The organism is Candidatus Uabimicrobium amorphum (assembly GCF_009002475.1).
In the GTDB taxonomy this organism is placed as follows: Bacteria; Planctomycetota; Uabimicrobiia; order Uabimicrobiales; family Uabimicrobiaceae; genus Uabimicrobium; species Uabimicrobium amorphum.
Genome location: NZ_AP019860.1, coordinates 822,287 through 834,390, shown reverse-complemented (window position 1 = coordinate 834,390; position 12,104 = coordinate 822,287). Strand labels below are relative to the sequence as shown.

8 protein-coding genes are annotated in these 12,104 nt (G+C 39.1%); 2 read left to right on the top strand and 6 right to left on the bottom strand.

Annotated elements, in window-relative coordinates; translation table 11 throughout:
- Positions 1-5 precede the first annotated feature (5 nt).
- Positions 6-1,616 (top strand): tetratricopeptide repeat protein, encoded by a 1,611-nt coding sequence (locus UABAM_RS02845; RefSeq protein ID WP_151966487.1) that lies wholly within the window; start codon positions 6-8, stop codon positions 1,614-1,616.
- 50 nt (positions 1,617-1,666) lie between these two features.
- On the opposite strand, the gene UABAM_RS02840 is transcribed toward UABAM_RS02845, so the two are convergent.
- The gene (locus tag UABAM_RS02840) at positions 1,667-2,518 is read right to left on the bottom strand and encodes a PhzF family phenazine biosynthesis protein (RefSeq protein WP_151966486.1); all 852 of its coding nucleotides are present in this window, start codon (positions 2,516-2,518) and stop codon (positions 1,667-1,669) included.
- A gap of 7 nt (positions 2,519-2,525) precedes the next feature.
- The gene (gene mnmA / locus UABAM_RS02835) at positions 2,526-3,578 is read right to left on the bottom strand and encodes a tRNA 2-thiouridine(34) synthase MnmA (protein WP_151966485.1); all 1,053 of its coding nucleotides are present in this window, start codon (positions 3,576-3,578) and stop codon (positions 2,526-2,528) included.
- A gap of 177 nt (positions 3,579-3,755) precedes the next feature.
- On the opposite strand from mnmA, the gene UABAM_RS02830 reads away from it, so the two are divergent.
- The gene (locus tag UABAM_RS02830) at positions 3,756-5,411 is read left to right on the top strand and encodes an EF-hand domain-containing protein (protein ID WP_173013103.1); all 1,656 of its coding nucleotides are present in this window, start codon (positions 3,756-3,758) and stop codon (positions 5,409-5,411) included.
- Positions 5,412-5,526: 115 nt separating this feature from the next.
- Here UABAM_RS02830 and UABAM_RS02825 read toward each other — a convergent pair whose 3' ends face one another.
- The 4 genes from UABAM_RS02825 to UABAM_RS02810 all read right to left on the bottom strand — a co-directional run bounded on the left by UABAM_RS02825 (position 5,527) and on the right by UABAM_RS02810 (position 12,088).
- A complete protein-coding gene (locus tag UABAM_RS02825; RefSeq protein WP_173013102.1) occupies positions 5,527-8,514 on the bottom strand; it encodes a protein kinase domain-containing protein in 2,988 nt (995 codons plus the stop codon).
- A gap of 399 nt (positions 8,515-8,913) precedes the next feature.
- A complete protein-coding gene (locus UABAM_RS02820; protein ID WP_151966482.1) occupies positions 8,914-9,948 on the bottom strand; it encodes a hypothetical protein in 1,035 nt (344 codons plus the stop codon).
- Between the two features lie 176 nt (positions 9,949-10,124).
- Positions 10,125-11,141 carry a low-specificity L-threonine aldolase gene (ltaE, locus tag UABAM_RS02815; RefSeq protein ID WP_151966481.1) on the bottom strand — a complete coding sequence of 339 codons (1,017 nt, stop codon included), beginning with the start codon at positions 11,139-11,141 and terminating at the stop codon, positions 10,125-10,127.
- Positions 11,138-12,088, bottom strand: coding sequence for a hypothetical protein (locus tag UABAM_RS02810; RefSeq protein ID WP_151966480.1), 951 nt, complete (start codon positions 12,086-12,088; stop codon positions 11,138-11,140). The genes ltaE and UABAM_RS02810 overlap by 4 nt, the downstream gene beginning before the upstream one ends.
- Positions 12,089-12,104 lie beyond the last annotated feature (16 nt).

The following is a 12,104-nucleotide window of genomic DNA, read 5'->3' as shown; positions in this document are numbered from 1 at the left end:
CCGACATGCAAAAATTTTTCATTATTTTACTCACAGTCACAATAACCAGCATTTATGCACAAAATATAGATGTAGAAGAGCCAAATATACAAAATCGCGAACAGCAAGACGAACAAAACATGGAATCTCAAGAAAATCAACAACAGCAAAACATTGAGGATCCAGACGCTTCGCAACAGTCAGTGGACACAATTCTTGAAGAGGCTATCATTGCATTGGAAGACTCGCAGTATCCACAAGCTCTTTCTTTGGTAGAAACTGTACTACAACAAGAACCGGACAGCGGCGTTGCTCTGTTCTTAAAAGGGATGATTTTTATTCGTACCAATAAAGTTGACGAAGGACTTAAACTATTACAAAAAGGTAAAGAGCTGGGAGCCGACCTATCGATATATCAATTGGAAGTGGGTCGTGCATATTTTCTCAAAAGAATGTATCCGCGTGCGATTGCGGCGTTGTCGACATTTGAAGAAGAAAATCCAGGGGACTCCGAAGCCATTACTCTCCTTGGGTATTCGTATTTCTTTGTTAAGCAGTTTAAGAATGCCCAGAAATATTTGCGCATAGCACTAGAACGCGATGCCGCGGATACCGATGCGATTCATTATTGTTTAGCCTTGTGCGCTATACAACTGAAGCAGCGTAAAGAAATGGTAAAGCGCATTGATGAAACAATAAAAGACAAACACAAAAGTTGGTTTCGCAAATCGGCTTTGGAACTACGTGACTTGGCAGAAGACTACAAAATTGCCGAGGCGGAAAAGCCGTGGTGGATTCAGGCGCAAATAGGTGGTGGATATGATAGTAACCCACGCGCTTTTGGTGACGAAATTCCCGTTGATGTAGACCAACGCTACGATTTTTTTGTCTCCTACTTTTTACGCGGTGAGTACCATACAAAAGTCGGTTTGGGAAGTGAAGTATACATAAAAGGTTCGGTGTTTGGACGTAAATATTTGGAATTGGCCGATGAAATTGACCAGCTTGCTTTGGAAAGTGAAGTGGGGTTTCGCCATGCATTTAATGATTACTTAAATATTAAAACGGGTATACGCAACCAATACTTCCTCATTGACTACGATCCATTTGCCAATGATTTAGATCTCTTTGCCGATCTCACCATTTTTCAAAACGAATGGATTTTCACAGAAATAGGCTACACGCTTGAGTATCGTTGGTTTTTGGACGATGTAAACGATGACGAGGATGAACTCGGAGGATTTTATCACTTCTTCCGCATAGCACAATCTTTTTATATCAAACCAGCAAAGGCAACATTCAAAGTGGGCTACAATCACCTACTTACTTCTACAGAAGGTGAAAACTTTGACCGCAACGAAGGGGCAGCTTATGTATCTCTCAGTGGGTACATATTGAAAGACAATTACTATGGTGTGCGTTTAGAGTATCGCTACCGCGATTTCCAAAATGTCAACTCCATTGATGGTGATGAACGCGGGGACCATGTATACTTTACGCAGGTGTTTTTTGCGCATAAAATTATGGATTCGTTGTCACTGTTTTTCACATACACATATGAGCGTAATGACTCCAATCTCGCGGATTTTGACTACAGTCGTCAAGTATTTACGGCAGGGTTTATTGCGAGTTATTAATCCAAGAAAATCGATCCCGAAAAAAAAGTATTTCGGGATCGAGATAGGTCTTACATATCCACATATTTCTCCGTCTGTGCACGTCCTGCAACTTCAACACGCGTAATTTTTTCGTTTTGCACCTGCAAACGCGTTTTCAATAACGAAGGCTCTGCGATCGAATACCCTTGTTCAAAAGAAAACTGCGTACACGCTTCGACTTTTTGCAAGCGATGCTGTACCAAATAGCAACTCAGTGCTGCTGCAGAGGTACCTGTTGCCGCATCCTCATATATACCGACAAGCGGTGCAAAATTGCGACACCTTGCGGTACAGCTTTCTACTTCAAGAGTAAAGCAGTAAATTCCGGTTACTGAATATTTTTTACTCACTTCGATAATCGCGTCGTAATTAGGAGCGATAGATTCCAACGTAGCCAAGTCGCAAATGGGGGCAAATATCTTACGCAAACCTGTAGAGACCACTTGAATATCATGACTAAATTTCGATTTCTCTAGATGGAGGCATGGTACAATTTCCGATGGCGGTACCACTTCACAAAACTGCGGTACATTTTGTTGCATGTAAATAGTACCATCTTCTAAACAATCTATATTTAGTATGCCCGCCTTGGTTTCCATGGTATACCTGCCTGTATGAATACGCTGTTGTTCTTGTAACAAATGAAAGCTAGCGATTGTCGCGTGTCCACAAAGGTCCACCTCCTTATTCGGAGTGAAAAAACGAATCGTAAAGTCTGCTTGTTGCGACGACGAAATAAAAGCGGTTTCCGAAAAACCCATTTCATGTGCCATTTTTTGCATGCGTTGTTCGCTTAAATTTTCACTATTTGTCACTACACCTGCTGGATTTCCACCGCGGTTGTTTTGCACAAATGCGTTTACTTTATATACTCTGGTCATCTATTCCTCACTGTATACTTGCACATCCCAAACAAATGTCGTCTTGATAAAAAACGGCAAATTGCCCGGCAGCAATCCCTTGGTCAGTACCGTCTAACCTTACGATTCCGGTATTGTCTTCTTCAATACTTAGGCTGCAATGATAAAACTCTTTGCCATGCCGCACTTTTACTTTCAATTGTTGTGTTGTTATGGGTGGACGTGTAATCCAATTAAAATTTGCCACATGAAAAGTTGATTTAGATTCTTGCTGCGCATTTTTGTCTCTGGAAACATAAATAATATTATTTTGCACATCTTTTTTGACAACATACCACGGTCCGCCCGACAGTCCTAGGCCTTTGCGTTGTCCAATAGTGTGAAACCAATATCCGCGATGTCTCCCCAATACTTTTTGTGTTTCCCATTCTTTTATATCTCCTGGCTCATCGCCTAGGTGATACGCGGTAAAATCGCGAAACTTGATTTTACCTAAAAAACAAATCCCTTGGCTATCCTTGCGATCCTTGTTGGGTAAATCATATTTCTGTGCAAATTCACGCACTTGCGTTTTCGTCAAAGCGCCAATGGGAAACAATGCACGCTGTATTTGCTGCTGGTTTAAATGCGCGAGAAAGTATGTCTGATCTTTTATAGGGTCGGGAGCCGTTTTGAGAAATGTATAGTCATCGTGATCCTCGGTTCTTGCGTAATGGCCTGTTGCTATTTTCGGGTATTTATAGCCGACTTTGTCATAAAAGGCACCAAATTTAATACGTTGGTTACAAAACAAATCGGGACTCGGCGTACGACCTTGCTTTAATTCATCAATGGTGTAACTCACAACGCGGTCGTGGTACTCTCTCTGCAAAGGAATGATTTCCAGTGGTACAGAAAATTGCTCGCATACTTTAGAGATGTACTGTATATCTTCCTCCCAAGGACAGTCACCTAAAAAAGAAAGCTCTTCTTCCAACCAAATCTTTAAATAGTAAGCCGTAATATCATATCCTTGCTCTTTGAGAAGGGCCAATGCAACAGAGCTGTCCACTCCGCCTGAAATCAATAAAGCTATTTTCATAAATAAACGGTGAACTTAATTCACCCCTTTCAACTCTCACTTTAACTTAGAATATAAATTGAGTATAATGGTTGATATTTTATCATAAAATTTTTTCACTGGCCACAGTTGTTATCATACACACTATAAACAGACGAACTTATGGGGATGTCAAATTTGAATTTAAAGGATCTACTTATGAAAAAATTAACTATTATAGCCCTTGTCTTTGGTTCGGTGTTGTTTGCGGATACCAATGACAAATACACAAAGCTGAAAGCACAATTTGATACAAATAATGATGGCGTACTTTCGATAAATGAACGCCAAGCGTTGATGCAAAATCTAAAAAACGACCTAAAAAATACTCTTCAAACATACGAAAATAAAAATGCTCTTTCCGTAGATACACTTGAAAATAAGAAAGAAGCTAAATTAAAAAAAATACACAACCGTCCTCATTTAAATAGGGGTAGACATTTTTCGCCGCAACGAAGACAACAAATAAAGAAACGTATTCGTACCTACTTAAAAAACAAGTTTGATTACAATGGCGATGGTCACCTCTCTGGACGAGAGAAACGATTGGCAAGAAAACATTTTCAAGGTATGCGCGAACGTTTTCAAAATAGAACAAAGCAACGTCACTTTGCAAATAATATGCCGCACCACCACAGACGCTTTGCGCGTGGACAACAACGTTTTCAACAACATGGTCATCATCACTTTGGCAAACACCAACGCTCTCACAAACGTTTTGGCAGACATCACAGTAATGCTCCTCGTCACCACAGACGCTTTGCGCGTGGACAACAACGTTTTCAACAACATGGTCATCATCACTTTGGCAAACGCCAACGCTCTCACAAACGTTTTGGCAGACACCACAGTAATGCTCCTCGTCAACACAGACGCTTTGCGCGTGGACAACAACGTTTTCAACAACATGGTCATCATCACTTTGGCAAACGCCACCGCTCTCACAAGCGTTTTGGTAGACATCACAGTGATACTCCTCGTCACCACAGACGCTTTGCGCGTGGACAACAACGTTTTCAACAACATGGTCATCATCACTTTGGCAAACGCCACCGTTCTCACAAGCATTTTGGCAGACATCACAGTGATACTCCTCGTCACCACAGACGTTTCGCGCGCGGACAACAACGTTTTCAACAACATGGACGTCGTCACTTTGGTAAACGCCACGGCAAAAAAAACTTTTCCCCAAACAACCGTCGTGAACAAATAAAAAAGCGTATCAAAGAGCATTTCAAAAATAAATTCGATCGTAATGGCGACGGCAAACTTTCTGAAAAAGAAAAAAAATTAGCCAAAAAACATCTACAAAATATACGCAAACGTTTTCAAAGCAGACGCAATCGTTTCCAACAAGATACTCCACACAACAGACGTTTTGCCAAGGGTAAAAAAAATAAATGGCAAAATAGACGTTTTGCAAAAAGTAAAAAACGCGATGGTCAAAACAAATGGCAAAATAGACAATCTGCAAAACCTAATTGGAGCAATAAACGTTTTTCTCCACAACAAAAGCAAGCTCTAAAACAACGTATACGCGAACGCTTGACACAGAAATTCGATGCAAATGGAGATGGTAATCTATCACCACAAGAAAAACAAAAAATGCGTAAGCACATTAAAAATCTTCGCAAGCGTTTTGCGCAAAAAAAAGGACAACGTCGCTTTACGAAAAGTAAAAAACAAAATACTACGCCACGCAAAAATGTTCAGAAAAATTTGCTGAAAATGTTTGATAAAGATGGCGATGGCAAAATCTCTAAGCAAGAGAGAAAAGCGTTAAAAGATCAAATAAAGAAACTTTTGAATAGATAATCAAAGACCTTGATAATAGCAAAACCCAGAGTACTATCTGGAAGTTAAATATTGATATAAAAAAAAGCTACTTTGTGAGGACAAAGTAGCTTTTTTATTGGGTTATATTGGTAGGTTAGGTTTTGGGACGCCATACACCATCCCAGTTTTGGGGAGGGCGCTCAATGAATTGAATACATCTTTCGACATGAAATGCCGTAGGCCGGTCATTGGGAAGAATACAAGAGATTCCGATAAACTTTTCAAGTGCTTGGGCAAATTTACCTTCGTTGTACATTCTACGCGCTTTACTGTAAGAATCATGCGCCTTGATAATATCTTCGTCAAGAAAATCACTGGCAAGGCAAATCAGTTCGTATATTCTGACCGCTCTACCATTTACTAATGTATAGTCTATTTCACGGGCAATGACCTTATTTTTGTGATCGCTGTAAACATCTTCGGTGAGAAGAATGCGACATTGATAGTATTCACACAGACGCACCAATTCATTCGCAAGATCAACATTGTCGCCTATAGACGTTAAACGTTTTGTCTTCGCGGAACCAACACAAGCTTTTACGATTTCTCCGTAGTGAATTCCACTGTATATGTTGACTTCGGGGTACAATTTTGCAAAATCGTTTTTTACCTCTAGTGATGTTTGAATCGCCGACCATGCGTCCTCTGTTCCACCATTTTTATTAAAAACAGAAAGCAGGTAACTTCCCATTAGCGCATCAAAATTTCCATTGTAGCGTTCTACACAGACTTCGATATTTTCGGTAATTTCATTGAAAAAATTTATCATTTGCATTAAGTCGTTTTCTTGCGCTTCTTTATTTTTTACACGTAAAAAAAGAATAGACGCGGGACAAAATTGACTGTCTTGCTCATCATCAATTACCGTACCACTTTCTAGCCATTGACTGTCGTCTTGACTCACTTCGTACATGTTGCTGGTAAATTTATCTTCGGAAAAGTTAGTGTTAAAATCGTTGGCCACCAGCGGAGATATCAATTGTTTTGTAGAAGGAGTAGGGTCTTCGGGATTAATTTCGATACTTGGTACCTGGAAAAAACTTTGGTCTAGCTCTACCTCAACACTATCTTCAAATTGATTTTCTTCCTGTTGTTCACTTTCTTCTTTCGAAATAAATACCGTGGTAAAATCCTCTGAAGTTACTGTTTTTTCTGGTGTCCCCCCCAATGCCTCGTCAATCATGGAGTCGTCTTGTACAGCTTCCAATTCACCATCTGAAGTATTCAAAATATCATCAGTATCCACTTTTCCCTGATTCAAATATATTTCAAAAAGAGAGTCTCCTCCCTCATCAAATTCTTCGGTGCTTGCTTCGACGGCAGCATATTCGACGGCGTCTTCATCAAAAATCGAAGCATCTCCGGGTAATTCTATTGTAATTTCACCACTAGCGGAAACATCTTCACTGCTTGCGGTACTAACCGACAGTGGTGCCCCCACATCTTCTAAATCTTCGTCGTCAGGAGAAATAGTGTACGATTCCGCAAATACGTCTTGCTGCTCTTCTGCGTCGCGAAATTGTTCGATATTCATCCTTGCAGTAGTGGTTTTTGATGGTGTCGAAGGATTAAAAAATAAATCGTCTAAAGAATTGTTTGGATCTTGAGAATTCGTTTCGTCTACAGTATCCGAACTTGAACGCCCTAAAAGGTAACCCATACTATTCGACCTTGATTCTTCTTCAGAAGCGTTGTCCGTACTCAAGCTAAATGATTGGAAACTCATATCACTGCTTTGCGTTTCATTCGCACTCGCACCAAAGTCCACACTCGGTATGTTCGTGCTCAAGTCACTGCTCTGCGTTTCACTCGCACCAAAGTCCACACTCGGTATGTTCGTGCTCAAGTCACTACTTTGTGTTTCATTCGCACTCGCACCAAAATCCACACTGGGTATGTTCGTACTCAAACCACTACTTTGGGTTTCAGTCGCGCTCGCACCAAAATCCACACTCGGTATGTTCGTGCCCAAACCCGTTGTCGCAACATCCTTAGATTCTAACGTCGACTCTTGAGGTTGTTCGTTTGCACTACTGGAAGATTCTGCGGGTTTTGAACCGGGCATTTTCCAACCCGCACCATCGCGGATGAGTTCAATTGTTGAAGTTTCGATATTTTGATCTGGTCTAATCCATGAATTTCCACTACGTATTAATTGAATTGTAGATGTTTCTAAGGTGTCTTGACTCGTTGTTTTCCACGAGCTTTCTATGGGTTGTTTTTTGATCACGCGACTCACTTCGGTCTTTTTAGGTGCTTCGTAGCTAGATGTCTTATCTTTCGCGGCATCCTGAGCATCAAAAAATAACTGATAACAATTTTGGTAGCGTTCTTCCGATGACTTTGCTAGCATTTTTGCTAGTACACCCACCATCGCATCTGATAAGTCAGGTCTATATTTTTTTACATCGGGAATTTCTTGTGAAACATGTGCTTCCATAATTTCTTTTGATGTAGCACCTACAAAAACAGAGCGTCCCGTTAAATAATAGAAAAAAATATTACCAATGGTATATACATCAGAATGATATCCAGACTTTTTACCTTTGCATTGTTCGGGAGACAGATACTGTGCCTGTGTTGGAGGTAAAGAAAAATCGACCAGTTTTACGTTGTAGTTGTCATCAATAATAATGTTGTTAGGTTTTAAATTGCGAAATACAAACTCGTATGAATGTAAAAATCCAACACCAGAGATGATTTGTAGTAACATTTTTTCCGATTCAAGTATTCCAATTTTTTTCTTACTATAAATTGTTTGTTGTAGTTCTTCTCCAGGTACATACTCTCTTATAATGTATAGATTGTCATCTTCGTAATTTGCAATGTCAAAAATCTTCGCCACATTTTCATGAAACAACTGTTTTTCTACTTGTAAGTTTCTAAATTTATGTAGGTCTTTAAAAAATCGCGAAATAAACTTTTTATTCTTGGTAACTTTTTGTGATATGTGTTTAAGTACACATATTCCATATTCATCGTGCTCTATCTTATAACAATCTCCGAGTGAACTACTACCTAGCTTTTCTTGAATTTTTATATGACCGATAGACTGTTCTATTGACTCAAATTCGTTTTGCATAACTTTACCTGGCTTTAACATGTCTAAAATTTAGACATTTCTTTTTTATTGCTTATAATTCTTAGCCCATATGATTTCTGCCAAAAAACTGTCTAAAATCTAGACATTTTTTTCAGCATTTGAATATATTGAGAAGAATGAAGCAAAAAAATATAATCGCCGCCTCCCCTTATTTTTACTAGGTTTTATATCTTTTTTCAAAAAAAATCTTTTGTTTGGCACACTACTTGCTTATTCTGTCTAGCGTAGATTGTAATAAGCGCCCTATCCCAAGTAGCACCTAAAAAACCTTTTTCCCACTTGCAGGAAAGTAGTGAAAACTACTTTCCTGTTTTTTTTCTTTTCATTGAAAATCGACAACGTATTGCCCTGTAGTAAACCCCTGCCAACAACACAAAGCTATTTATCTTTGTTCTTTTTCTTCAAAACACCCATCTTGAGAAGTATGTTCACCATTGCCGGGTCTTTTTCATCTTTAGTATTACTTGTCTTCTTCTTGGGACTACTATGAAACGTTTTCTTGGTTTCATAGCTTTGTTGTACAATTTCCCTTTTTTCTTTTGCAACTTTGGCCTTCAGTATCTTCAGTTTTTCCAACATCTCTTTCTTCTCTTTTTTGAGTAGCGCAATTTGCTTCTCAAACTGAGCGCGATTGATCGTTGCACTATGATTTATTGTACTACTTTTTGCCACTTTAAAAGATGATTGCATACTAAGTAAAGTATTGATACTTGCCTTTATCTTTATAATAGAATCCATGATTTTTTTACGATACTTTTGTCCTCGATAGGACGACAACATCGAATCTAAATCGCTGCGTATTTTGCGAAACTGACTAATCATTTCCTGGACTTCCAAGGAATTTCTTTTCTCTATTTGACTCAAGTTGTTAGAAAAAGGCTTGTAGTGATCTTTCGTAGTAGAGGAAGTCTTTTCCGCTTTTGTTTTTGGGGAAGTTTTTGCGTAACTAATGAGCTCTTCACCTGTTTGATCTTGATCCTCTTCTTCTGTATGAAATGGTATGTCTATTACTTCCCAAGAATCATTACTATTTGCTTTTGGTTTCGATTTAGATTTTGGCTTTTTTTGTGATTTTTTCCACTTTTCCTTGGGTGTTTCTGCAATTAATTTTTCTATGCCAAACTTAGTTTCATTAATTTCTTGCTCTTGCTTTTTTATTTGGTTAATTTCTTTTAGTAATTTGGAATGTAAAATACCAGAGGATACCTTATGTGATGTTGTATAGCCCTTTACGTCAATACTCATTTGCAACTTCTTTGCTTTTGAGATGAGTCCCTCTACTTTGAGAATGGCGTTCATTATTTTTTTAGTGAAAATATCATCGTTGTGTTTTCCCAAAAGGGCTTCTAACTCAATTTTTTTCTTCTTTATCTGACTTATGATTTGCGTAATTTCAGAGTAACCCTCGTTCATGTGAATTCTCGCTAAAATAATTGCAAAAACAATTGATTGAAGACAACTTGCACTATTTATTTTGGCTTTACTATAGATTATTCTTGGTCTTTCTACCAGCACAAGTCGTTTAAAATATTTTACACTTTAATATATCATTATTTAGAAAATGATGCAGCAGAAAAATCGTAATATTATTAAGAGGCAAAACAGTGTAATTGTTCAAGTACATGATCGATGTGTTGCATAGTAATGTCACGGTGTGTCACTAAACGTATCATTTTTTTTGCTTCGTCCACCACAATGTTAACGCCCTTAGACATCATATGCTCTTGTAACGCCTCACCACTTATTTTACTTTGCGCATATGAAACAAAAACCATATTCGTTTCAACAGGACCTAAGATCTCCAAATAGTTAAGGTCTTTAAGTCCCGAGGCTAGATGCTGTGCGTTTTTGTGATCCATACTCAAATGCTGCACATTATTCTGTAATGCATACAATCCTGCAGCGGCGATAATTCCTGATTGGCGCATTGCACCACCCATAACTTTACGAAAACGATGTATTTTTTTCGCGTATTGCTTGTTGGAACAAATTAAAGCACCTATTGGAGCCCCTAGCCCCTTCGATAGACAAATAGTAACTGTGTCAAAATATTTGGCATAGTCTTTAACGTCGATTCCTGTGGCCACAGAGGCGTTAAAAATGCGCGCCCCGTCCAAGTGCATTTTAATATCCTTTTCACAACAATATTCGTGAAGTTTTTTTATGTTATCGATAGGTACAATTTGACCATTGTGAGTATTTTCCATGCACAGTAACGTTAAGGGCGGATAATGCTGATCATCGGGGGGTATCGTGTTACCTATTTCTTCCACAGAAATTATGCCGCGTTTGTCTCCCACTTGCAGCATTGTAACTCCAGATAAAAGAGGTGCGGCTCCTGACTCATAGCGATATACATGCGCATGTTTCAAAACAGCGATAGCATCTCCAGGAGCCGTTAGAGCTTTCACAGCAAGTTGATTGGACATCGATGCGGAAGGAACAAACAACACTTCTTCTTTCCCGGTAATTTTACGCGCGAATTCCTGCAATTCATTTACGCTAGGGTCCTCGCCAAACATATCATCACCCACAATAGCCGTGGCCATTTTCTTACGCATTTCATCACAAGGTTGGGTTACGGTGTCACTTCGCAAATCAATCATTGTTGTTCCTCGTTTTGCTCTTGCTTTTGTTCTTCTTGTTCTTCATTTACCGAGGTTTGATCAGCAATATATTTCTTTATTTCGTTGTAAATCTGCGTTGCCGTCTGCGGAAAATGATCGAGTTCTTCTGCACTTAACTTTTTTTCTGTCAAAAAGAGAGGTACGTATTTTTTTTGCGGACCGCTCCCCCCTCCCACTGGTCTAAAATAAGGGCAATGTTTATAGATAATTGTATTTTTAACAGTGTCCCACTCTTCGTCGCTAAGCTGTTCGAGATAATCCTTCTTTAACCCTAGCGAGATCCGTTCACTAGTGGCTCCATCCCAGTCGCGGCGTTCACGAATAATAAGGCATTCACTATATGCATCGCTAATATGCACACCTGTAGGACGATAATCTCCCTCTTTCAGCTCTTTATAGAAAACATGCGGAGCAATTTCTTCACCTAAAAGTTTTCGTTTTTCCTGGACAAGCTCCACAAATTTTTCTGACAAAAACTCGTGGACTTCCCGGTTGTCCTTATCGCTCAACATTTTTCCCAAATTTAAACCACTGCGGAAAATAAGTTCTCCAGGCTCGTCGCCCACACGACACCACGAATCGACAACATGTGGTACATCGCAGTCAAATAGATTGCAATTTTCTTCTTTTTTAAGCCATTCCACAACAGAATATGGAACGTTATTCGCAAAAAGGCCCTCTACTTTTTGCGGATCTTTTTTGATCCAATAACTAAAATAACCTTTTGCCAATCGAGAATATCGATCCGCGTCGCTTTCTTTGACTCTTGTTTTTAAAGCCATCCATGCTGCTGCTGATGTAGAGAGAAAAACCCATGCACCTTGCCAAAAGTCATCATACGGTAGATAGCCAAGAGCAATAGTTGCCAGCGCAATAAAAAAGCCAGCGGTAATTTCTTTATAAAACTTTTTGTATACAGGGGACATATTTAATTCCTGAGAA

What these genes read in the sequence shown, in the direction of transcription:
- UABAM_RS02845 (WP_151966487.1), top strand. Translation starts at nt 6, where the DNA reads ATGCAAAAATTTTTCATTATTTTACTCACAGTCACAATAACCAGCATT.
- UABAM_RS02840 (WP_151966486.1), bottom strand. Translation starts at nt 2,518, where the DNA reads ATGACCAGAGTATATAAAGTAAACGCATTTGTGCAAAACAACCGCGGT.
- mnmA (WP_151966485.1), bottom strand. Translation starts at nt 3,578, where the DNA reads ATGAAAATAGCTTTATTGATTTCAGGCGGAGTGGACAGCTCTGTTGCA.
- UABAM_RS02830 (WP_173013103.1), top strand. Translation starts at nt 3,756, where the DNA reads ATGAAAAAATTAACTATTATAGCCCTTGTCTTTGGTTCGGTGTTGTTT.
- UABAM_RS02825 (WP_173013102.1), bottom strand. Translation starts at nt 8,514, where the DNA reads ATGCAAAACGAATTTGAGTCAATAGAACAGTCTATCGGTCATATAAAA.
- UABAM_RS02820 (WP_151966482.1), bottom strand. Translation starts at nt 9,948, where the DNA reads ATGAACGAGGGTTACTCTGAAATTACGCAAATCATAAGTCAGATAAAG.
- ltaE (WP_151966481.1), bottom strand. Translation starts at nt 11,141, where the DNA reads ATGATTGATTTGCGAAGTGACACCGTAACCCAACCTTGTGATGAAATG.
- UABAM_RS02810 (WP_151966480.1), bottom strand. Translation starts at nt 12,088, where the DNA reads ATGTCCCCTGTATACAAAAAGTTTTATAAAGAAATTACCGCTGGCTTT.